This is a genomic window from Polaromonas sp. 39-63-25, from assembly GCF_002278925.1.
Taxonomy (GTDB): Bacteria; Pseudomonadota; Gammaproteobacteria; order Burkholderiales; family Burkholderiaceae_C; genus Polaromonas.
Genome location: NZ_NCJH01000007.1, coordinates 363,347 through 386,210, shown reverse-complemented (window position 1 = coordinate 386,210; position 22,864 = coordinate 363,347). Strand labels below are relative to the sequence as shown.

General features: G+C 63.1%; 18 protein-coding genes. 8 read left to right on the top strand and 10 right to left on the bottom strand.

What is annotated here, in order from left to right:
- Positions 1–30: 30 nt before the first annotated feature.
- The gene (locus tag B7X65_RS11580) at positions 31–3,261 is read left to right on the top strand and encodes an adenylate/guanylate cyclase domain-containing protein (RefSeq protein ID WP_293594446.1); all 3,231 of its coding nucleotides are present in this window, start codon (positions 31–33) and stop codon (positions 3,259–3,261) included.
- On the opposite strand, the gene B7X65_RS11575 is transcribed toward B7X65_RS11580, so the two are convergent.
- From B7X65_RS11575 to hppD, 7 genes are all read right to left on the bottom strand, one after another.
- Positions 3,239–3,919, bottom strand: coding sequence for a class I SAM-dependent methyltransferase (locus tag B7X65_RS11575; RefSeq protein ID WP_293594469.1), 681 nt, complete (start codon positions 3,917–3,919; stop codon positions 3,239–3,241). The genes B7X65_RS11580 and B7X65_RS11575 overlap by 23 nt on opposite strands.
- Positions 3,919–4,446 carry a hypothetical protein gene (locus B7X65_RS11570; RefSeq protein ID WP_293594445.1) on the bottom strand — a complete coding sequence of 176 codons (528 nt, stop codon included), beginning with the start codon at positions 4,444–4,446 and terminating at the stop codon, positions 3,919–3,921. Before B7X65_RS11570 ends, B7X65_RS11575 begins: the two co-directional genes overlap by 1 nt.
- 275 nt (positions 4,447–4,721) lie before the next feature.
- Entirely contained in the window at positions 4,722–6,692 is a 1,971-nt protein-coding gene (locus B7X65_RS11565; RefSeq protein WP_293594444.1) for a hypothetical protein, read from the bottom strand.
- A gap of 6 nt (positions 6,693–6,698) precedes the next feature.
- Entirely contained in the window at positions 6,699–7,823 is a 1,125-nt protein-coding gene (locus B7X65_RS11560) for a phosphatase PAP2 family protein (protein ID WP_293594443.1), read from the bottom strand.
- A 39-nt stretch (positions 7,824–7,862) separates the two neighbouring features.
- A complete protein-coding gene (locus B7X65_RS11555; protein ID WP_293594442.1) occupies positions 7,863–9,623 on the bottom strand; it encodes an adenylate/guanylate cyclase domain-containing protein in 1,761 nt (586 codons plus the stop codon).
- A gap of 137 nt (positions 9,624–9,760) precedes the next feature.
- Positions 9,761–10,615: a phenylalanine 4-monooxygenase gene (gene phhA, locus B7X65_RS11550; RefSeq protein ID WP_293594468.1), complete on the bottom strand. Its 855-nt coding sequence runs from the start codon at positions 10,613–10,615 to the stop codon at positions 9,761–9,763.
- Positions 10,616–10,728: 113 nt separating this feature from the next.
- Entirely contained in the window at positions 10,729–11,865 is a 1,137-nt protein-coding gene (hppD, locus tag B7X65_RS11545; protein ID WP_293594441.1) for a 4-hydroxyphenylpyruvate dioxygenase, read from the bottom strand.
- 128 nt (positions 11,866–11,993) lie between these two features.
- Between hppD and B7X65_RS11540 the strand changes: the two genes are divergently transcribed.
- Positions 11,994–12,467: an Lrp/AsnC family transcriptional regulator gene (locus B7X65_RS11540; protein WP_096667479.1), complete on the top strand. Its 474-nt coding sequence runs from the start codon at positions 11,994–11,996 to the stop codon at positions 12,465–12,467.
- A 247-nt stretch (positions 12,468–12,714) separates the two neighbouring features.
- Entirely contained in the window at positions 12,715–13,440 is a 726-nt protein-coding gene (locus B7X65_RS11535; protein ID WP_293594440.1) for a GNAT family N-acetyltransferase, read from the top strand.
- A gap of 84 nt (positions 13,441–13,524) precedes the next feature.
- Here B7X65_RS11535 and B7X65_RS11530 read toward each other — a convergent pair whose 3' ends face one another.
- On the bottom strand, positions 13,525–14,070 hold the full coding sequence (locus B7X65_RS11530) for a MarR family transcriptional regulator (protein WP_293594439.1): 546 nt from the start codon (positions 14,068–14,070) through the stop codon (positions 13,525–13,527).
- Between the two features lie 82 nt (positions 14,071–14,152).
- Here B7X65_RS11530 and B7X65_RS11525 point away from each other — a divergent pair, with 82 nt between their 5' ends.
- From B7X65_RS11525 to lnt, 4 genes are all read left to right on the top strand, one after another.
- Positions 14,153–15,163, top strand: a complete 1,011-nt coding sequence (locus tag B7X65_RS11525; RefSeq protein WP_293594438.1) for a Bug family tripartite tricarboxylate transporter substrate binding protein — start codon at positions 14,153–14,155, stop codon at positions 15,161–15,163.
- A 4-nt stretch (positions 15,164–15,167) separates the two neighbouring features.
- Positions 15,168–16,502: a sulfatase-like hydrolase/transferase gene (locus tag B7X65_RS11520; protein ID WP_293594437.1), complete on the top strand. Its 1,335-nt coding sequence runs from the start codon at positions 15,168–15,170 to the stop codon at positions 16,500–16,502.
- Positions 16,503–16,734: 232 nt separating this feature from the next.
- A complete protein-coding gene (locus B7X65_RS11515; RefSeq protein WP_293594436.1) occupies positions 16,735–17,589 on the top strand; it encodes a transporter associated domain-containing protein in 855 nt (284 codons plus the stop codon).
- A gap of 24 nt (positions 17,590–17,613) precedes the next feature.
- Positions 17,614–19,242: an apolipoprotein N-acyltransferase gene (lnt, locus tag B7X65_RS11510; RefSeq protein ID WP_293594435.1), complete on the top strand. Its 1,629-nt coding sequence runs from the start codon at positions 17,614–17,616 to the stop codon at positions 19,240–19,242.
- Here lnt and B7X65_RS11505 read toward each other — a convergent pair.
- Both B7X65_RS11505 and B7X65_RS11500 read right to left on the bottom strand, forming a co-directional pair.
- Complete coding sequence (locus tag B7X65_RS11505; protein ID WP_293594434.1) at positions 19,222–20,982, bottom strand: amidohydrolase family protein; 1,761 nt, start codon at positions 20,980–20,982, stop codon at positions 19,222–19,224. The genes lnt and B7X65_RS11505 overlap by 21 nt on opposite strands.
- Positions 20,963–21,838, bottom strand: coding sequence for a bile acid:sodium symporter family protein (locus B7X65_RS11500; protein WP_293594433.1), 876 nt, complete (start codon positions 21,836–21,838; stop codon positions 20,963–20,965). The genes B7X65_RS11505 and B7X65_RS11500 overlap by 20 nt, the downstream gene beginning before the upstream one ends.
- A 118-nt stretch (positions 21,839–21,956) precedes the next feature.
- Between B7X65_RS11500 and glyQ the strand changes: the two genes are divergently transcribed.
- Positions 21,957–22,862 (top strand): glycine--tRNA ligase subunit alpha, encoded by a 906-nt coding sequence (gene glyQ, locus B7X65_RS11495; RefSeq protein ID WP_293594432.1) that lies wholly within the window; start codon positions 21,957–21,959, stop codon positions 22,860–22,862.
- Positions 22,863–22,864: the final 2 nt, after the last annotated feature.

The window sequence follows — 22,864 nt, the reverse complement described above, 5'->3', positions numbered from 1 at the left end:
CGTTGTGTGTTGTTGAGAGTTCTTAAAGAAATGTCGTTGCGCTGTGGCTCATGCCTGACTGTTAACCCCGACGGAAACCGGTTCTGTGAGGGGTGTGGGGCGGGCTTGCCGCAGGTTTGCCGCCATTGCGGCCAGGAGTCCAGCCCTTCGGCGCGCTTTTGTGGTGCGTGCGGCACTCCCCACGCCGGCGCCGCCCCGGGTGTTGCAGCCGCCCCGCCGGGCGTGACATGGGGCGAACTCAAACAGGCCACCGTCCTTTTCGCCGATATCGTGAGCTCCACGGAGCAGATCGCCGACCTGGATGCCGAGCAGGCGATGGATCGCCTGGGCCCTGCCTTGGCGCGGATGTGCGCCTCGATCGAGAAGTTTGACGGAACAGTCATACGAACACTGGGCGACGGTGTCATGGCCATCTTTGGCGCGCCCAGGGCGCTGGAAGGTCACGCCTTGCTGGCCTGCGAAGCCGCGCTCGACATGCAGCGGGCCTTCGCCCCGGAGGGCCAGGGCTTGCGCATTCGGGTCGGCTTGCATTCAGGGCAGGTGGCGTCGGATCCACAGAACGCCGACGGCAAGGGAGGGGGAGCCCACGGGCTCACCATCCATCTCGCGAGCCGGGTTGTGGGGCTCGCCGATCCCGGCGGTATTTGCCTGACCGAAAGCTGTTATGCGCTGGTTCGCACTCTCTGTGAGGTGCAGCCCATGGGGCAGCATGTCCTGAAGGGGATCTCAGGGCAATCCGCGATCTATGCCTTGACGGGGTTCAGGATGGCCTCGTCGGACCAGCATTTTCATCCGGCCAGCCTGACACCCTTTCTTGGTCGGGACCGGGAAAGTGATCTTCTCAAGCAGGCCCTGCTCGTCACCGAGCTAGGGCAGGCCCGGGTGGTGGGCATCTCGGGTGAACCCGGTGCGGGCAAGAGCCGGCTGTGCCACGAGTTCGTCCAGTGGTGCCGGGCCAGGCAGGTTCCCGTTTTTGAGGTGCGTGCACAGCCTTATGGCCACGCAACGCCCCTGCAGCCGGGGTTGAGCCTTCTCAGAACCTTCTTTTTCCGCATTCTGCCTGCCGACGATGCCGCCGCCGCCAGAAGCCGGATTGTCGAGCGCATGGCCGAGCTCGGCTCCCCGGCGGAAGCCGACCTGGCCTTGCTGTACGAATTTCTCGGGGTGGCGCAGGCCGGCAGCGCGCCGTCCGCGCTCAGTCCCAAGGCGCGCCACACCAGGTTGCTCAATGTGGTGCGCGAGCTGGTCAAGCATGATGCGGCCACGACGTCGGTGATTCTCATCGAAGACCTCCACTGGCTGGACGAGGCCAGCGAAGAGTTCGTTGCGACACTGGTTGAGGCGGCCGCCGGCACCCAGACCATGGTGGTCCTCAATTTCCGGCCGTCGTACCGCCTGCCTTGGGCCCAGTTTGAAAACTTCGAAAAAATCGACCTCGGGCAATTGAGCCTCAGGGAAACAGAGCATCTCGTCAGGGTGCTGATCGGGCCCCGTGCCGAACTCCAGGACATCTGTGAACTGGTGGCAGCGCGAAGCGGCGGCAATCCTTTTTTTGCAGAAGAGCTGGTGCGTTCGCTGGTCGACCGCGGCTATTTTCTGGAGGGCTCCGATCTTCGCGCCGGAGGGCTGGAGGCGATAGAGCGGGCCTTGCCCGCTACCGTGCAAGCTGTGATTGGCGCCCGCCTTGACCGTCTGGGCGAGCCCGAAAAAACCCTGCTGCAGATGTGCGCCATCATCGGCAAGGAGATCCCGCTCGCCGTGCTGGAACACATGGCCAGCCCGCTGGCCAAGGTGATCGAAAAAGGGCTCGATGGCCTGTGTCACGCTGAACTTATCCTGCCGCAGCCTGCCGTGGGTGGCCGCCGCTTCACCTTTCGCCACCCCCTGATCCAGGAAGTGGCCTACAGCGCGCAGCTCAAGGTGCGCCGCGGCCCGCTCCACGGCGCGGTGGCGGTGGCGATGGAAGTGTATTACCGCGATCAGCTCGATGAGTATGCGGGCCTGATTGCCTACCACTACGAGTCGGCAGGGCAATTCCTCGAGGCTGCGAGCCATGCCGCACGTGCCGCGCAGTGGGTGGGCTCCACCAACTCGGCGCTGGCGATCAAGCATTGGCACAAGGTGCGGGCGCTCCTGCAGGAGCAACCCCGGTCTGCCAGAACCGACAACCTGCGTGTTCGGGCCGGCGGCCAGATCTGCGTGCTCGGCTGGCGCGAGGGGTTGACCCTGCAGGAGGTGCAGCCCTTTATCGACGAAGCCATGGAACTTGCCGGTGAGGTGGACGGCAGACTGATTCAATTGCTGGTGATGGCTGAAGGCAGAATGCTCCAGGCCAGCGGAGGCCCTGCGGACGGTTATGTTGAACGTCTTCAGAAAGCGCAATCACTGATGGCGCCTGGTGCCGACCCGGGGCGCGCTGCGATGATCAATGCCGCATTGAGTCAGGCCTATGCCTGGGCCGGCATGCTGGGCGAAGCCCTGGAGGCAAACAGCAGCGCGCTTCGTGACATCGGGGAGATTGACAGGTTCGACCGCGAATGGATTGGCTTCAGCATCGAACACTGGGTCATGGGGATGCGGGGCCGGTTGCTGACGCGGCTGGGGCGTCTGGATGAAGCCGAGCAGTGCCTGAAGGAGTTGCTGGACATGGGGCAATCATCAAATGACCCGGTGATCCTGCAGTTCGCCCGCTTCGGCTATATAGAACTGGCTTGGTGTCGCCACGATGCCGCGCTGGCAGAGGCACATTACGCTTATGTCGCCGAGATCGCTGCAAAATACGAAAGTCCTTACCTGCGGGTTTTTGCGTTGAGTTGTCGCGCTACGGTGGCAAGCATTGGTGGCGACTTTGACACTGCGGCACGTACCTATTCGGAGGCATTGGCACTTGTCAGGAGTGACCAGGTTGCGATGGAGTTTGAAACCGAAATCCTGGCCAGCCTCGCCGAGTGTTATCGGGGCTTGGGGAGTTTTGAGCAAGCCCTGGCCGCTGCCAGTGAGGCGATCGCCATTTCGCGCCAGCGCAGTACGCGGCTGCCGGAGTGTCGCGCCCTGATCACCCTGGCATCGGCAACGCTGGATACCCACGGGCTGGCGCGGGTGGCCGATGCGCAGGCCCTGTTTGCGGAGGCCGAGGCGCTGGTGCAGCTGACCGGTGCCTCGATTTATGAGTCGACCTTGCTGCGCGAACGGGCCCGTCTGGCCATGCTGATCCATCAGCCCCCCGAAAACACTGGGGTCAGCGTCGGACAAGCAGCGTGAATTCGCGCATGCCGTAGCCTTCGATCAGCTCCACTTTTGCTCCGAACTGCCGCTCGCAGTGGCTTGCCCACACATCCGGTGACACACGGTAGAGCTCTGGGATGGCCTGCATGTCCGGCCCAGGAGGCGCCAGGAAGTTGACTGCAAAACCAAGACGGCTTGCGGCATGCATCCCGGCCAGCGTCTGCTGGATGAAAAGCGTCCAGCGGACCGTGGGCTGGTTCAGCTTCACATTAAAAATGCCGCTGGCGACCGAGTAGTCGGCCACGCGGGGAATGTCACCGGTCACCACAAACTGAGAGCGCATGGAGGGGCGCGGGGACGGTTTGGCCTGGTCGATCATGGCCTGAGAGAGGTCGGTGCCGAGGTAGTCCACCTTTGCGCCCCGATGCCGTTTGGCCAGAAAGGCCAGCAGCGCGCCATAACCGCAGCCCACATCGTTTAGCGAGAACGGCTGGCGGAAGTCGCACAACTTGATGAGTTGCACAAAGCGAAGTTCCTGGGTTGGCTGGCAAGTCCAGTCCACCCCGAGGGCAGTCGCGCCATGTGCGAGAACTTTTTGTGAGTAATAACGCTCAATGCCCGAGTGCACCTGGACAAGCCGCGGATCGGGGGAGGACGCCCTGGTGATGGCGATGGTGCCCGCCCCCGCTTTCATCACTTGGCCGTTTTCTTGGCCGCTTTTGCCGCAGGTTTGGCTGTTGGTTTTGCTGCCTTGAGCGCCATGGTGGGCAGGGAGATGGTCAGGTAATCCTGGTTGAAATAGGCGACCGGCCGGTCCTTCTCCTTGATCAGCACACGTGTGTTGCCCTTTTCTGCCCGCATGTCATGAAATGTGAAATAGACCGGCAGCGGGCTTTTTGAAGCAAGGTTGCGCGCCATGGCGTTGACAATGGCCACGTCGCCGTTCTGGCCAGCGACATTCGAGTCATGCTTGCTGAGATTGGTGAAATAGTCGTGCATGCGGTTCTTGGCCTCGGCATTGGACGCACCGATATTGAGGACTGCCACGCTGCTCTTGAACGAGCGGCCCTTTTTGAAAATCTTGAACTCTTTTTGCAGTGCCACCATTTCGTCGATGCCACCAAAATGCGTTTTCTTGTCAGGCGTTGGTCCGAAACGTACATTCAATTGGTCAAGCAGACTTCCAACGTGGATGTCATGCTCTTTCATGAAATAGCCCATAAATCTCTCCTGCGGTTACGGTTGATGAAATTGCTGGTTCGGCGTAAAAATTGCAACGTACTGTAAATCCACGCTGAGTGTAGGGCCAACTCTCTCCCGTGAAAAGAGGGTGAACCGGGGGCAGGAGCTTTAGGCCATCAGCGAGCGACGCCACGGTGCAAAGTGTTGCGTTGTTGTCAACAGCTGCGGCCTTGCCGAAAGTACCCGTCCGCTTGCGGATCCTTCACAGGCCCGTGATTCACACCGACCCGGTTTCGCTGCATCTCCTGCCAAGCCTACATGCCGTTCAGAATCCGCCTGGCTTCCTGGGGTGACGCATCACTGGTGCCCATCAGGCGTACCGCCGCGCCACTGCGCGTTCCGGCCGCATTCACGCCCAGCGTTGCCGGGTTCTCGTCGCTGAACGCTTGCGCATCGGGAATCCTGGTTACCCCCGGGCGCTGAACCCGCCCTGCATCGGGGTCAGGTTTCTGCGGGGAATAGTGGGCCCAGCGCGGCCCGGTGATCCGCGTACCGCCTACCGACACGGTCTTGCTGCCTGTGGCGATGCTGTTGAAGCTTCCGCTGCGCCGGATCAGGCTTGGGTTGTCGGGATGGTCCACGAAGGAGTCCGGGTTCCCGCTGGTGTCATACCACGCGTCCTCGAAGTGTGACTGTCGGGCGCCACCGCGGGTGCCGATGACCACGTCGTCCCGCTCCACATAAGCGTCCACGGTGACCGCCTTCTTGCCGGTATTGGTCAGCGTGATTTGCCACACCCCGCTGGGTGCGGTCGCCGTCTTGTCGTCAAAACTGAACGTGGGCGCGACCGCGAGCAGGGCGCAAGTGCCGCGTCGGCCGGTAGCGACTGTCTTTGGGTATATCAGCGCGCACAACGGTTGCTTGCCGCCGCCCGTCCACATTCTCGACTCGCCAAACTTCAGCGGGGGCAAGGCCGCGCGCCCCGGCGGGGTGATGGTGATCTCCAGACCGTCGCGGTCTTCCTCAACCCATAACTCCACAAAACTTTGGGTCGAATCGTCGGGTAGCGCCCGCCAATGAAGCGCAGCTCGCTCTTTTTTTAATAGCGTTGCATTGGCGTGCGTGCGCAGCTGGTAGCTGTTGCCGGCAGCCAGTGCGATCTGCAGACGCCCCTGCAGCAAGCCAATCAGCTCATCCATGGCAGCTTCCAGCAGCGATGTCCCGTCATGCGGGCCGGCCAGCGTGCCGAAGCTGATGTTGGCCGTCACCTTGGCGTCGTCCGCGCAGCGCGACAGGACATACATCAACCCGTCGAGCACATGCACGTTCATTGAGCCGCCCGAGGTGTCGCGCACCGTGTCATAGTCCAGTTGCACGGCAATCAAGGCCGCCCGGCTGGCATCGTCATCGGCCAGCGCCCAGCTGGGCGGTGCGTCAAACGTGGGCGGCAAATTGGCAACTTGCGCCAGCAGCGTGCGCGGACCGGCCGCCAGATCCATGACATGGGTGCCGTGACTGACGGACGTATCCAGCGCATGAAAGAAGTGCTCGCGCCTGGGCATTTTTCTGCCCAGGGTGGACAGCCCCAGCGCAACGTAGACGGCACTTTCGTCCACCAAACCGTTGTAGGTGTTGGCCTGCATGGCGGCATTGATGTCGGCGGCGGTCAACTCGTGGCCATAGCCCATGCTTTGCGGTGTGCGGCCCTTGCCTTGGGCGTCCTGCCGCCAGAAGTAGCGGGTGCGCGCCTTGCCCTGATGAAGAAAATTGGCATGAGCCAGCGCCAGGCTGTCGTCGATCAGCGCCAGGACGTTGCCGGACAGCAGACCTTCGGCCTGAGTCTCGGCCTGCCAGGCTGGGCCGCTCGAATGCACGGGCGGGTTTGCCGGCGGATTCACCGCCGAGTCGTCGGCATACTCCGCCGCAGGCAAGCCCAACTCAAGCCGCAGCACCAGCGCATGCAAACTGCCGCCCGGCTGCAGCTGTTTGAAAAACGCCGGCCTGACGCGCGCCGTGCAAAAGCGCAAGCCCTTGGGCGCAGCGCGGCTGGTGTAAGCGGGCGGCACATGCAGCCATTTGGGCGACGCGGCAGCAATAAGCTGTTGCACCGTCGTACCCGACTTGAGTTCGATGGCAACCGGCAACCACTTTGGCCGCTTGTTGCCGTAGCCCGAAAAGTTGTCAGCCTCGGCCCATACCAGGTAAGGGTCAAAACCGTTGGTGGCACTGGGCTTGGCCCAATCGATGCCCGTGAACTCGCCCTTGGGCAGTTTGGTCCAGCTCATGGCGGCTTACTTGAGCGGCTGCCACTCTTTGGCGGCTTTGGTCCACATGAATTCGAGCAGCGGTGAGGCGGCAATGGCCGATGCCGTTGACCCGTACTCGTAATAGCCGCTCTTGTTGTCGATCATGGACACGCGGGGATCGAAGTCCAGCACCTGGTCTTTGGGGCCGTGAAACCTGGGGCCGTTGAATCCGCGTTCGTGAAGCTTGATCTTGCCTGTGCAGCGAGCAACAAAAAAGTCTGCCAGTGCGGTACCAAGCATTCGTCCGACCGCGCTGTCGACGGGATAGTGCACACCGGCGACCGTGCGATTCACCGCAATGCGTGCTGCTTGTCTCTGCAACTGTTCGTTATATTTGGCCCCCGTTCCGTTGGCGCTGTTGATCAGGGCCTCCAACACTGTGACAACCGCAAAAGCCTCGGTCGAATGGCCGCTGGGCCAGCTTCCGTGCCCGGGAGTCGGAATCATTGGTTGAATCTGAGGTGACAATGCCATTGGGCGGGGACATGCGAAGGCGTGTTTGAACCGCATCTCCACGTCGACCACCAACATCAACGCAAGAGTGATCAGCTCCTGTGTCCACTTATGGCGGTGATCCTGAAGACCGACGATGGAGCCCCAAAAAGGCGCATGCGAAGGTGAGGTTTGGGCCAAGACTTCGCTACCCCTGTCCTCGCGAAGTTCTGCGTAATTTGCCACCAGATCGACTTGCTGGCGGAATATGGATGCCGTTGGCCGGACGAGTCGAGCCAACTGCACTCTCTTGAGAGATTTTTTGTTGAGATCAACAAAACCAACCGTCATCGCATCACGTGACTGGTTGACATCAAAGTACAGGCCGGAGAGAAACTCCAGTTCACACGCTTGCAAGCGCGGTACAACACTCCACTCCGCCAGCCGGTCTGGTTTGTCCAAGGGAACCGGCAGGGTAAAGGGTACGGTCGCACCTTGAAAAGGTCCCACAAGGGCACCCCGGCTTTTGGTCATTGCTTCCGCGAGCAAGGGGCCGGCTTCCGGAGCGGGACCGCCATAACCACCGTAGCCTCCGTACCCGCCATAGCCTCCGTACCCGCCATAACCACCGTAGCCGCCATAGCCGCCATAACCACCGTAGCCACCCATAATAGACATAGTGCCCCTCCTGATTGTTGGGTTAGATAAATCTTGAATTTAGTGCGCGGGGGCACCTGCCATGAGCAAGGCATCGGCCAGCTTTGCGGCGTAGTCCGGCGCGATGTCTTTGCCCGGATAGCGTTGCGAAAACTTTGCGACAGTGAAAGTTGGTTCCAGATCGAGAAGGCGGTTGACGGTTTGTTTCGCGTCCGCCAGTCTGCCCGTAAGAGCCTGGGCCATCGCGAGCGCCCGATAGGTCGACGTGTGCATCATGTTCAGCTGCAGTGATCGCTTGGCGCTCCGAATCGACTCTTCGTATTGGCCATTGGAAATGCAAGCCGACGCGGTTAATGAATCATAGAAATAGCGCAGAGGATCCAGCGGGGACAGCGATGTTGCACGCGTAACGCTCTCCATGGCAGGGGCGCCCTCGCCAGCAAATGCTCGCAGCATGCCCTTCAACAACCATGCAAGCGAGTCGTTCGGATTCAGCGATAAGGCCTGGCCGTAGCGGTGGTCTGCGGCGTCCAGTTGGCGCAACAGGTTGGTGTGGATAAAGCCGTCGACTGTCCAGGCCAAAGCGCAGCCAGGATCATTTTCCAGTGCCTGCTGGATGCAGCGCTGCGCGAGCTGAGTTTCCTGTGCCGGATTTTGCGTCCATCCCTGCTGCACTTTGAGAACATGCCATTTTGCCAGCCATGCGTAGGTGACCGGGTGCCGGCGGCTGCGTTCAATCAGGTGTTCAAGCATCTGCCGTGCCCGGTCGAAGTCGCTGAACGAATTGCGATGCATAAGCGATACCGCGCCCAGAAGCAAGGTGTAGCCTTCAAGTGTCGGCAATGCATGGCTGCGCGCCCGCTGTAATTCTTGAGACATAACCGCAGTGCTTATTGCAGAGATGAGGCGAGCGATCAGTGCGTCGTCTGCACCAAACAGTCCGTGTACCTGGCCTTTCAGGTTGTCGGCCCACGCCACGTGGCCGGTCTTTGCATCGATTAACTCGACAAACAGCGCCAATTGGGCGCCCATGCTGCGGCAGGTCCCAGAGAGAATGTAACTGGCTCCCAGATGCGTCCGAATATCTTCGACAGCCTCCTGCCGCTCGCGAAACACCGTGGTCGACAACCGCGAAATCACATGCAATTCCGAGGTCCGCGACAGCGCCGCGATCACCTCGTCAGCCAATGCTTCACCGAGCAGTTCATGGCCGGGCTCGTTGCTGCGCATCGCAAACGGGATCACCGCAATCGTGGGCCGCAGGTTCAGCTCGACCGCGTTGCCCGGCGGGACGATGGGTGCATCACCGGGCGGGCCGACGCGGTAGGCACGCACCGGCTCCTTGACGTGTTTGAGGTGGCACTCGCCGAGGTCTTCGACGTCTGCGTCCAGCAGCGGCGCGAGTTGATCCCGCATGTCGGCCGTCACCACGGTTTCCCCCGGACCCGCCAGCGTGCTCACGCGCGAAGTCAGGTTGACGTCGGTGCCGTAGATGTCGTGCTGGTCGGTGACGAAGCTTGCGAGGTGGCCGCCCATGCGCAGGTGCATCTGGTGCTCGGGCCGCAAGCCGTTATTGGTCTGCCGCGTGAAACTGTGCAGGGCGAAGGCGGCTTTAACGCAACTTTGGGCGTTGGCAAATTCCAGCATCAGGCCGTCACCCAGGCTTTTGACAATGCGCCCGCCATGCTGCGGCAGCACGTTCTGCTCCGCTTCTTCCACGAGTTGTTGCCACCGCCGTACAAAGCCATCCTGGTCCTGCTCCATGATCCTGACCGACTCCACCACGTCCATGACCAGCAACACTTTCGTGTTTCTTGTCATGGCAGCAGGGAGTTCAATCAATGGGAGCCTCATCGTAGACGGTGTAACAAAATTTTACCTCCTCATTTTGTAGGAGGAAACCGTCCCGACGACCATTCAATGGCTGTGGCGCCCCTGCTGCGCCGCGCGATGTTGTTTCAGTGTTGAACGACTTCTTCTTCAGCCGGCCTGGCATCGGCGGCGATGTCGGGCAGGCCCCGGAGGCGCTGGTAGATCGGTGTGAAATCGGGCGCGGTCTTGTCGAACAGTTCCTGGAAACTGCTGATGACGAAGTAGGTCTGCTGGTAGCTGTCGATCTTGTAGCGGGTGCGCATCACGCGTTTTATGTCCAGCGGCAGGCGCTGTGGCGCGGGGCTTTGCACCGAATGCTGCAGCTCGCCCGATGAACTCAGGATGCCGGCTCCGTAGGCGCGCAGGCCGTCTTTCTGCTGGATCAGGCCGAACTCGACGGTGTACCAGTAGAGCCGGCTGAGCTGTTCGCAGGCGCCCAGGCCGTGCGCCTTGAGCCCGCCCTTGCCGTATTCCTGCATGTGGTCGGCAAAGACGGGGTTGAACAGCAGCGGCACATGGCCGAACAGGTCGTGGAAGACGTCAGGCTCGACGATGTAGTCGAACTCTTCCGGCTTGCGTATCCAGTCGGTCACCGGAAACTTGCGGTTAGCCAGCAGCGTGAAAAAGGGCACCTCGGGAATCAGCCCGGGCACGGTGACAATTTCCCAGCCGGTGGCTTTGCGCAGACGCTGGTTGATGTCTTCAAAACGCGGAATGTGGTCGCTGGCGCCCAGCGAGGGCAGGGCGGCAATGAATTCGTCGCAGGCCAGGCCGGGCAGCAGCGCAGCCTGGCGCTCGTACAGGCGACGGTAGGTGTCGTGATCAGCGGCGGTATAGCTGTCGTAGTCCTGCGGGCAGGTGTAGTCTGCGCCGGCGCGCGCGTAGTCGCCGCGTGGTGGGCGGTCGCTGGCGCCGTAAACGACGGGTGGAGCAGCCCCCACGCTCCCCACTGCGTGTGGTTCGCCGCCCCCCGAGGGGGCCGTCGCTTGCTCGGGGCGGCCCTTCGCGGCGCGGGCTGCGTCATCGCTGATTGCTGCGTGTGACAGGGTGGTTGTCATGCTGTCTGCAGCACGCCGCGGCGCATCTGGTCGAGCTCCATGGTTTCAAACAGCGCCTTGAAGTTGCCTTCGCCAAAACCCTGGTTGCCCTTGCGCTGGATGAACTCGAAGAAGATCGGACCGAGCTGGTTTTCGCTGAAGATCTGCAGCAGCAGCTCGCCCGGCGTGCCGTCCACCAGGATGTTGCGCGAGCGCAGCTCGGCCACGTTTTCGCCGTGGCCGGGTATGCGTTTGTCGAGCAGCTCGTAGTAGGTGTCACTGGTGTTGAGCAGCTTGATGCCGCTCAGCTGCAGCGCGTCCACCGTGGCGTACAGGTCGTCGGATCCCATCGCAATGTGCTGGATGCCTTCGCCCTGGTAACGGTCGAGGTATTCCTGGATCTGGCCGGCTTTTTCATTGCCCTCCTCGTTGATCGGGATACGTATCTTGCCGCAGGGGCTGGTCATGGCCTTGCTCTTGACGCCGGTGGCCTGACCCTCGATGTCGAAGTAACGCACCTCGCGGAAGTTGAACAGGCGCTCGTAAAAACCCGACCACTCGGCCATGCGGCCGCGGTGCACGTTGTGGGTCAGGTGGTCGATATAGGTCAGGCCGTGGCCCACGGGGTTCAATTCGGCGCCCGGCAGGGGTTCGAAGTCCACATCGAAAAAACCGATGTTGCCGATATCGCCTTCCCTGGCGCCGTTTTTTCCGCGCCAGCGGTCGATGAAATAGATGATGGAGTCGCCAATGCCTTTGATCGCCGGAATGTTCAGCTCGCCGGGGCCGGCGGTGTGGGCGTAACCCCAGGCGCCCAGGGAAATGGCGCGTTCATAGGCGGCTTTGGCGTCCTGCACGCGAAAGGCGATGGCACAGACGCTGGGGCCGTGCTGGCGCGCAAAACGCTGGGCAAAGGAGTCGGGCTCGGCGTTGATGATGAAGTTGATGCCGCCCTGGCGATACAGCGTCACGTTCTTGTGGCGGTGTTTGGCAATCGGCTTGAAGCCCATGCGTTCGAACAGGGCGCCCATGGCGGCGGGGTCGGGCGCGGCGTATTCAATGAACTCGAAGCCGTCCGTGCCCATGGGGTTGTCCCAGGCAGCCGCGGCGGCTGGCGGGGAAGGCAGGGCGGGTTTGGTGATGGCTGCGTTCATGCGTGTTGTCTCCAGGCGGTTCAGAAAAAATAGCGGCACATCCACTTTAGACGTGTAGCACATCAATTTTTATGCAAAACACGGCGCCAGACTTGATGAATGCGCAGTAAACCTGCAAAATATGACCTATGGAAGCACTTGACAAGCTGGACAAGCTCATACTGCGCAGCCTTCAAGCTGACGGCCGGGCGACTTACGAACAGATCGCCGAGCAGGTCAGCCTGTCGCCCAGCGCCGTGTTGCGGCGGGTCAAGCGGCTGGAGGAAAGCGGCGTGATCGACCGCTATGTGGCGCTGGTCAGGCCCGAGTCGGTCGGGCTGGGGCTGACCGCCTACATCAACGTGCGGCTGGAAAAACACACGGAGTCGCACAAGCGCAACCCCATGGACCTGTTTCGCGCCAGTGTGCAGACCTGGCCCGAGGTGGTGGAATGTGCGGCGCTGACCGGCGAGATGGATTACCTGTTGCGTGTGGTTGTGGCCGACATGGGCCACTACAGCCGGTTCATCATGGACACGCTGCTCAAACACCCCAGCGTGCAGGACTGCAAGACCAGTTTTGTGCTGGACCGCGTGAAGTCGACCACGGCGGTTCCGGTTTGATGCGCTGGCCTGCACGGTGGGCCTGGTCAGGGGCTGATTTAGGGGCCGGCCACCCTTTTGATGTCGATTAATGCCGGTTCGGCAGGTGTTTTTTGAGGAAATTTGCTACGATATTCATAGCTGTCAGCGCCCATCCAATAAGGGCAAATGGCTATTTTTTGCTAAAAACCCGAGCGTCTCCCCGGGGCCGTGCGATTAAATAGCCTTCAGGGCTGGACATTCTAGGGAAAACCCTTATATTGAACTTATGGTTACCCCCGGCACATTCATCAAAGCGTCCATTTCTGCGGGCAAGGAGTTCTTCCGCCCGCCGGTGGACGACGCAGCGCGCGCGCCGCACAGGCCGCCTGTGCTGGTGCCCATCCGCTCCATCGGTCCCACCCACGGCGAACGCATCGAAAAACATTTGCTGGCGCTGGAGCCGCATGACCGTTACCTGCGTTTTGGCTACGCCGCCCGCGACGAACAGATCCAGCGTTACGTGGCCGGCCTGAACTTCGAGCGCGACGAGATTTTCGGTATCTACAACCGCAAGCTCGAACTGATCGCCATGGCGCACCTGGCGCTGTCGATCGACCCGGAGCTGAAAAGCTGCGCCGAGTTTGGTGTGTCGGTGCTCAAGCACGCACGCGGGCGCGGCTACGGCGCGCGCCTGTTCGACCGCGCCGTGATGCATTCACGCAATGAGGGGGTGAGCATGATGTTCATCCACGCGCTCAGCGAAAACACCGCCATGCTGAACATCGCCCGCAAGGCCGGCGCCGTGATCGAGCGCGACGGTTCGGAAAGCGAGGCCTACCTCAAGCTGCCCCCGGCCGACCTGGACTCGCGCATGACCGAGATCGTCGAGGAGCAGATTGCCCAGACCGACTACCGCCTGAAAGTCCAGGCCAAACAGTTCTGGAACATCCTGGCCATGGTCCAGGAAGTGCGGCAGGGCGTGCGCGACAGCCGCGACCGCATGCCTATATAAAAGCCCCCACGGTCGCTCGCTTCGCGTAGCTCCCTGCCCCCGAGGGAGCCCCTGCTTGAATGGGGATGGCCCCAGACCGAAAAGTCAATCTGCCGCGGGTTTGTAGCGCCGCGCGCTGCTCCCATGGCGCCGGTCGGCCATCGGCAGGCCGTTCTGGCCGGCCATGACGTCAGCGCGTTGCTGCAGGCGTTCCAGCATCTCGCCAAGTTGAGCCGTTTCCTGGGGCGTCAGGGCCGCAAGCACGTCGCGGTTGATCCGGCTGACCAAGGGAAACAACTCACTGTGCAGGGCAATGCCGGCTGGCGTGAGCGTCAGCTGGATGTGCCGCGCGTCCCCGGCGCGGCTGGTGCGGCTGATCAGCTTTTTGCCGGCCAGCGTCGTCACTGCTTTGGAGGTGCGCGGGCGGTCCAGGTGGGCCTGCTCCGCCAGCGCGGACGAGCCCATGGGCCCGCGCGCAGCCAGCACGGCCAGGACGCGCCACTCGCGCCGGGTGATGCCAAATTGACCTTCGCAGTAACGCACCACGACACCCCCAGCGGCCGCCTGCAGGCGACTCAGCCGGTACAGCAGGAGGTCGTCGAGAGTTTCTGGCTGCGCCAGACGCGGCACGGCAGGAAGGGAGTGAGGCATCAGGGTTATTACGGGCGATGATTGATTTCCGCAATCAATGGACGTGCCGGGAAAATCGCGGCTCCAAACCGGAGAAATCATCATGCCACAGCGCCTCGAGCTCGCACCACCTGCCTTCAACCGCCGCAAAATCCTGATTCACACTGCCGCCGCGGGAGCGCTCGCCGCCGGCGTTGGCGTGCCGCGCTGGGCGCGTGCCCAAAGCGGGCCGATGCGCATTGTGGTGGGCTATCCGCCGGGCGGCGGTACCGACCGCGCGGCCCGGCTGGTGGCCGACCGCCTGCAGCAGTTGCTCAAACGCACGGTGATCGTGGAGAACCGCGTCGGCGCCGGTGGACGGCTGGCTGCACAGCAGCTGGTCAATACGCCGCCGGACCAGACGGTGTTGCTGCTGGCCAACCCTGCCGTGATGAGCGTGTCGCCCCTGATCTACAAAGACCTCAAATATGACGTGCAAAAAGACTATGTACCGGTCGCCGCCGTCACGGATTACGATTTCGGCGTGGCGGTCGGGTCCGCCCTGCCGGTCAAAGAAGTGCAGCACATGCTGGCGTGGATTCGCGCCAACCCGACCAAGGCCAATGCCGGCGTGCCCGGCACCGGCAGCCTGCCGCATTTTTTCTCGCTGATGCTCAGCTACATGGCGCAGGTAAACATCGAGGTGGTGGGTTACCGGGGGTCCGCGCCGCTGATCACCGACCTGATCGGCGGGCAGATCCCCCTGGCATTTGACACGCTGGACTCCCTGCTACCGCAGCATGAAGGCGGCAAGCTGCGCATCCTGGCCACCTCGGGCCTCAAGCGTTCGCCGTTTTCGCCCACGGTGCCTACCTTCAAGGAGCAGGGCCTGCCGCTCAGTGCCGTGGGCTGGAACACGTTTTTTGCCCCATCCACCACGCCCCGGGCCACGGTGGAGTTGCTGAGCAAGGCGGTGTTCCAGATCATGTCCGAGCCCGAAACGCGCGCCAAATTCACTGCCGCCAAAATGGTGCCGGTGGCCATGACCCAGGCGCAGACCGAGGCGTCGTTCAAGGCTTTCAACACACAGTGGACGCCGGTGATCCGGCGATCCGGCTTCAAGCCCGAGTCCTGAGCGGGTGAACACAGCTTTGACCGCCTCGCCACGCCCCAACATCGTCTTCATCGTCGCGGACGACCTCGGTTATGCCGACCTCGGCTGCTACGGGGGCCGGGCGCCCGTCTCGCCCGTGCTCGACAGCCTGGCCGCGGGGGGCATGAAGTTCACCCAGGGGTATTCCAACTCCCCGGTGTGTTCGCCCACCCGCTTTGCCCTGATGACCGCGCGTTACCAGTACCGCCTGCGTGGCGCCGCCGAAGAGCCGATCAACAACAAAAGCCGCGGCAGCACCACGCTGGGCCTGCCGCCCGAACACCCCACCTTGCCCTCGCTGCTCAAGGCAAGTGGCTACCGCACAGCGCTGATTGGCAAGTGGCATCTTGGCTATCCGCCGTCTTTCGGCCCCTTGCGTTCGGGTTATGAAGAGTTCTTTGGCCCGATGTCCGGCGGGGTGGACTACTTCACGCATTGCAGTTCGAACGGCAGCCACGACCTGTGGTTCGGCGAAGAGGAGAAAAAGGAAGACGGCTACCTGACCGACCTGATCTCGCAGCGCTCGGTGGACTATGTCGAGCGTATGGCCGGCGCTGCCAAAGCCGGCACGCCCTTTTTTCTGAGCATGCATTACACCGCACCGCACTGGCCCTGGGAGACCCGTGACGACGAGGCGCTGGCGCAGGACATCAGGGACAACCTGTTTCACCTGCACGGCGGCAACATTCACAGCTACCGCCGCATGATCCACCACATGGATGAAGGCATCGGTCAGGTGATGGACGCCCTGCGCCGGCACGGCCTGGCCGACAACACGCTGGTGGTGTTCACGAGTGACAACGGCGGCGAACGTTTCTCCGACAGCTGGCCGCTGGTGGGTGGCAAGATGGACCTCACGGAGGGTGGCATTCGCGTGCCGTGGATCGCCCACTGGCCGGCGCAGATTGCCCCCGGCCAGGTCAGCGAGCAGCACTGCATGAGCATGGACTGGTCCGCCACCTTGCTGGCCGCCGCCGGCGTGGCGGCCGATCCCGATTACCCGCTGGACGGCGTTTCGCTGCTGCCGGTGCTGCAGCAGCCCGGCCGGCGCTTTCACCGGCCGCTTTACTGGCGCATGAACCACCGGGGCCAGCGGGCGCTGCGCGACGGCGACTGGAAGTACCTGCGGGTGGACGGCAACGACTACCTCTTCAACATCCCCGCCGACGAACGTGAGCGAGCCAACCTGGCCGGCCGCGAAGTCGGGCGCCTGGCGGCGATGCGCGAGGCATGGGACCGCTGGAACGACGACATGCCGCCCATTCCGGCAGATGCCACGGTAAGCCTGGGTTATTCGGTCAAGGACATGCCGCAGCGCTAGATATGCCGACCCCCACGGTCGCGCACTTCGTGTCGCTCCCTGCCCCCGAGGGGGCCGCTGCGCCTGCGGGCCGGCAAAGCCGGCCCCGCGGCCCCTGCTTGACTTAAGAGCCCGAACCGTCGCTCACTTCTTATCCCATCGTCCTGAGCCTGTCGAAAGATGCCCCCGAGCGGCTGCTGCGCCTGATCGAAGTACGTTATCCTTGGCAACTTGCCAACTACCGCACACCTCCGTGTCCGACTTCCCCCCCAGTAGACCGCCCAAGTCCGAAGACAAGCGCGGCTTCCTCCAGAAGCTGGCGGAAATGCTTCACCCCGGGCCCGATTCCAAAGACGAGCTGATTGAAACCCTGGTCGAGGCGCAGGACAACGATGTCATCGGCGCGCAAAGCCGGGAGATGCTCGAAGGCGTGATCCGCATGGCCGACATGACGGCCGGCGACGTGATGGTGGCAACGCCCCGCATGGACGTCATCAACATCGACGCCCCCTTCGACGAGTTGCTGCACCTGGTGATCGACACCGCGCACTCGCGTTTTCCCGTTTACGAAGACGAAAAAGAAAACATCATTGGCATCCTGATGGCCAAGGATCTGCTCAAGCTGCAGCGTGCGCCCGAGCTCAACATCCGCGCGCTGCTGCGCCCGGCGGTATTTGTGCCCGAGAGCAAGGGCCTGAACGACCTGCTGCGCGAATTCCGCGGCAACCGCAACCACCTGGCCATCGTCATCGACGAGTTCGGCCGTGTCGCTGGCCTCATCACGATTGAAGACGTACTCGAGCAGATCGTCGGCGAGATCGAGGACGAGTTCGACATCGCCGAGGACGAGGGCGACATCTTCGGCCTGACCGACCACAGCTACCGCGTCAGCGGGGACACCTCGATCGAGCGGGTCAACGAGGCCTTCGGCGTGCTGCTGCCCGAAACCGACTTCGAAACCATAGGCGGCCTGGTCGCCCACGAGATGGGCCATGTGCCCAAACGCGGCGAACTCTACGCGCTGGCCGGCCTGCAGTTCACCGTGCTGCACACCAAAGGGGGCGCCGTGCGCTGGTTCAAGGTGTCTCCCGTCGCCACGGGCACCTGAGGCGCAGCGGACAAAAAGCAGCGGATGGCACGGAATTCGATCCACAGCATGATGTCGGCGCTGCCCACGTTGCCGGCCCTGCTGGAGCATATCGGGCACCCGGAGCCGCGCAAGGGGCTTTCCTTTCTTGATGTTGCTATTGTTTTAATAGCTGGATGCGCCCATGCCTTGAGCGTTGCGTGGCCTTTTTCCTCCGGGTTGGCGCAGGGCCAGCCGGTCTGGTGGCTGCAACTGCTGGCCCTGGCTGCGCTTGCCCGGTCGCTGGACCGCTGCACCCGCTTCAAGCAGGGGCTGCTGCTGGGCTGGCTGTTTGGCAGCGCCTGGCTATGCGGTATCTTCTGGTGGCTGTTCATCTCGCTGCATGTGTACGGCGGGCTGGCCGCGCCGCTGACGGTGCTGGCAGTGGTGGGTCTGGCGACTTTTCTGGCCACCTATTACGCGGTGGCCTGCGCGGCCTATGTCACCCTGGCCCCTGCCGGACGAACACGCCGGGCGATTGTTTTTGCGGCACTCTGGCTGCTGGCCGAGCTGGCCCGGGTGGAGTTTTTCACCGGCTTTCCGTGGGGCGCGGCCGGCTACGCGCACCTGGACGGCTGGATGGACGGATATGCGCGGTGGATCGGGGTGCACGGCATCACCTTCCTGGCGGCTTTTTTGGCCGCCAGCCTGGCCGGCCTGGGCCGGTCACGGCGCCAGCTGGTCATGTTCCCGGTACTGGCGGCGCTGATCGTGGCAGGGGCGCTGGCGGCGGGAAAGCAGACCTCCACCCCGGCCGGCAGCCTGCAGGTGACGCTGCTGCAGGGCAACATTGCCCAGGACGAAAAATTCCAGCCCGGGACCGGCCTGCCGACGGCGCTGCGCTGGTACGGCGAGCAACTGCAGGGCGCCAAAACCGCGTTGGTGGTGGCGCCGGAAACTTCCCTTCCGCTGCTGCCGCAGCAACTGCCCGAAGGTTACTGGAGCGCCGTGCAGGCGCGTTTTGCCTCGGGGCAGCAGGCGGCGCTGATCGGCATTCCGCTGGGCAGCTACAGCGCGGGTTACGCCAATTCGGCGGTGGGGCTCAAGCCCGGCCAGGCCCAGGCTTTCCGTTTCGACAAGCACCACCTGGTCCCGTTTGGCGAGTTCGTCCCACCGGGTTTTCGCTGGTTCATCAACCTCATGAACATCCCGCTCGGCGACTTCAAGCGCGGTCCGCTGGGCCAGCCTTCGTTTGACTGGCAGGGCCAGCGGCTGGCGCCCAACATCTGCTACGAAGACCTGTTTGGAGAAGAGCTGGGCGCCAGTTTCACCAACGTTGCCACGGCACCCACGGTGCTCGTCAACCTCAGCAACATAGGCTGGTTCGGCAACACGATTGCCATCGACCAGCACCTGGCCATCTCGCGCATGCGGGCGCTGGAGTTCGAGCGGCCCATGCTGCGCGCCACCAACACCGGCGCCACGGTCATCATCGACCACCGCGGCAAGGTCACCCACGAACTGCCGCGCCACACGCGCGGCGCACTGGTGGGCGAGGTGGAAGGCCGCAACGGCATCACGCCTTACGCCTGGTGGGTGTCGCGTTACGGCCTGTGGCCATGGTGGGCGCTGGGCCTGGGTGTCGCGGGACTGGCGCTGGCTTTTCGCTTGCGTTCAGGCCGCTTGCTGGCCTGAACGCACGAGCCGGCCCGGCCGTGCGGCCGTGACCTCACCTTCGCGGGCCACACACTGGCCCGCGACCCAGGTGCCGATGTAACCCTGCGCCTTTTGCAGAAAACGCTTGCCGCCGGCGGGCAGGTCGCGTACCAGCTGCGGCAGGCCGACGCTTAATCGCGCGGGGTCGATGACGTTGATGTCGGCACGCAGGCCGACCGCCAGCCGCCCGCGGTCGCTCAGCCCCAGGTAACGCGCATTGCGCGAGCTCATCATTTCCACCGCCTGTTCCAGCGGCAGGCGGTCCTGCGCGCGGCCCTGCACCCAGTGCGTGAGCATGAAAGTGGAAAAACTCGCGTCGCAGACGGTGCCCACATGTGCGCCGGCGTCGCCCAGGCCGAACAGCGCGCGCGGGTGGCCCAGCATCTGGCGCACGGTGTCGAGTGAACCCTGGTTGTAGTTGAAGATCGGAAAGTACACCAGGTTGCCGCCGTCGCCTTCGCTGAAGTAGTCGTACAGCGCCTCCAGCGCGGTGATGCCCCGCTGTTTGGCGCGGACCAGAAAGCTCTGCATCACGTTGGGTTCATAGTTGAGCGTGGCGTCCAGCGGGAACATGCGTCCGGCGATCATTTCAATACGCGCGAGCAGCATGTCCACCAGCGGCGGAATCGGCGTGCCGTCGCCCGCCAGGCGCTCCGACTTCTCGCCCAGTATGCGGGCTTTTCTGTCTGGTGCCCGCATCGCTGCTGCGCGGTCCGCTACAGAAAGCGTAGCAATTTCCTTGTACCCCGGAAAGCCCATGAAAGGGTGAAAACTCGCGTCCAGCCCGTTGATGACGCCGATGCCGCGCGCCGCGGTCTGCAGGTACAGCGGCAGGCCGCGCGCCACGGCCGCTTCCACGCGGGCCTGCATGGCCAGGTACTGCTCGCCGCCCGGGTCGCGCTGCAGCCAGCTCATGGACAGCGGCCGCCCGCTGGCCGCCGCCAGCTGCTCGACCAGGTCGAACTCGGCATCGAAGTTCTGCGGCCCCTGCATCAGGTCGAAATCGCTGACCACCTGCACCACGCCGTGGCTCAGGCCGTCAAAGGCGCGGGCAATGCCGGTCAGCTCGGCCGCGCTGGCGATCGAGGCCGGCGTGTCATGCCCCTCGGCCGTGCGGTGGTTGTCCGAACGGCCGGTGGAAAAGCCCACCGCCCCGGCCGCCAGTGCCGTGCGCAGGTGCTCGCGCATGGCGCCAATGTCCTGCGCGCTGGCGGCTTCGCGCGCCTCGGCGCGTTCGCCCATCACCAGCATGCGCAGCGGGTCGTGCGGCACCATGGTCATGAAGTCCAGGCTGTGTGGCATGGCATCGAGCGCGTTCATGTAGTCGCCAAAACTCTCCCATGAAAATTTCACGCCTTCGGTCAGGGCCACGCCGGGGATGTCTTCCACGCCCTCCATCAGCTTGATCAGGCGGTCCTCGCTGCCGGGCCGCAGCGGCGCGAAGCCGACGCCGCAGTTGCCCATGACCACGGTCGTCACGCCGTGGTGGATGCTGGGGCTGAAGGTCTCGTCCCAGGTGGCCTGTCCGTCGTAGTGGGTGTGGATGTCCACAAAACCGGGCATGACCCAGGCGCCGCTGGCGTCCACGGTGTCGCGCGCGGCCGCCGTGATGCGGCCGATCTCCACGATACGGCCGTCCTGCACGCCGACGTCGGCCACAAACGGCGCGGCGCCGCTGCCGTCGACCACGGTGCCGCCTTTAAAAAGCAAGTCGAGCATCTTTTTTTCTCCAGAAGTAAGCCAGCGACAGGCCGCTGACGATGTGCCACATGCCCCACAGGCTGGCGATGATGACCATGCCGAGGTCCGAGTTGAACTGCACGGCAATGATGCCCAGGGCCAGGCCCGAGTTCTGCATGCCGCCCTCGATCATCACGGCGCGGCGGTCGCGTTCGCTCACGCCCATGGCCTTGCTGGTGACCCAGCCGAAAAACAGGCCGCTGGCATTGTGCGCGATCACGATGCCCAGCATGGGCAGCAGGCCCAGCGTCAGCAGCTGGCGCTCCTTGATCAGCCCCAGCACGATGAAAGCCAGCAGTGCCAGCAGCGAAAAGTTGCCCAGTGGTTTGCGGATGCGCGCCGTCAGCGCCGGCAACTGGTGCGAGAACAGCAGGCCCAGCGCCATGGGCAGGGCCAGCAGCAGAAAGAGGCTGATCCAGATGCCCGAGGGGTCGATGTCCAGTGTCTTGAGCCAGCCGGCCGTGGCCGGGTTGGCCGCCACCATCCAGCTGAAGTTGAACGGTGTGGCAACCAGCGCAATGATGCTGGCCACGGCCGACACGCTGACCGACAGCGCCGTGTTGCCGCGGCCCAGGTGGGTGACCACGTTGCTCAGGCTGCCGCCGGGACAGGCCGCCACCAGGATCATCGCGGCCTCGACGTTGGGCGGCAGGTCCAGCGCCAGGGTAGCCAGCCAGGTGCCCACGGGCAGCAGGATGAACTGCGGGATCAGCCCGCAGACCACCGCTTTGGGCGTTTGCGCGACGCGCCTGAAGTCGCTCACCTTGAGTTCCAGCGCGACCGAAAGCACCATGGTGGCCAGCACCAGGCTCAAAATCAATTGTTGGGTTGTCATGACACTTTCCTTGCGTCTGAGGGTAACCCGGTGAAAGCTCCGTAAAATCAAGGGTTTTCGCGGGTTCAGGCCCGCTTTGTCTTTCCCATCCGGCCCTGCGTCGCCGCACACCCTATTTATGTTGACCTTTCAGCAAATCATCTTGAAGCTCCAGTCCTACTGGGATGCCCAGGGCTGCGCCTTGTTGCAGCCCTATGACATGGAAGTGGGCGCCGGAACGTCGCACACTGCTACGTTTTTAAGAGCGCTGGGTCCGGAGCCCTGGAAGGCCGCCTACGTGCAGCCGAGCCGCCGCCCGAAAGACGGCCGTTACGGCGAGAATCCGAACCGCCTGCAGCATTACTACCAGTACCAGGTCGTGCTCAAGCCCGCGCCCAGCAACATCCTGGAGCTTTACCTCGGCTCGCTCGAGGCGCTGGGGTTTGACCTGAAGAAAAACGACATCCGCTTCGTGGAAGACGACTGGGAGAACCCGACGCTGGGCGCCTGGGGCCTGGGCTGGGAGGTCTGGCTCAACGGCATGGAAGTGACGCAGTTCACCTACTTCCAGCAGGTCGGCGGCATCGACTGCAAGCCCATCACCGGCGAGATCACCTACGGCCTGGAGCGGCTGGCCATGTACCTGCAGGGGGTGGACAACGTCTACAACCTGCAGTGGACAGACAGCATGAGTTACGGTGACGTCTACCTGCAAAACGAAAAGGAACAGTCGGCCTACAACTTCGAACACAGCGACGCCGACTTCCTGTTCACCGCCTTCACCGCATATGAAAAGCAGGCCAAACACCTGATCGAGGTGCAGTTGGCGCTGCCGGCCTACGAGCAGGTGCTCAAGGCCGCGCACAGCTTCAACCTGCTGGACGCGCGCGGCGCCATCAGCGTGACCGAACGTGCTGCCTACATCGGCCGTATCCGCAACCTGGCGCGTTCCGTGGCGCAGAGTTATTACGAATCCAGAGAGCGCCTGGGCTTCCCGATGGCGCCGCGCGAGTGGGTGGAACAGATGACGAAGAAGGCCGCATAAAA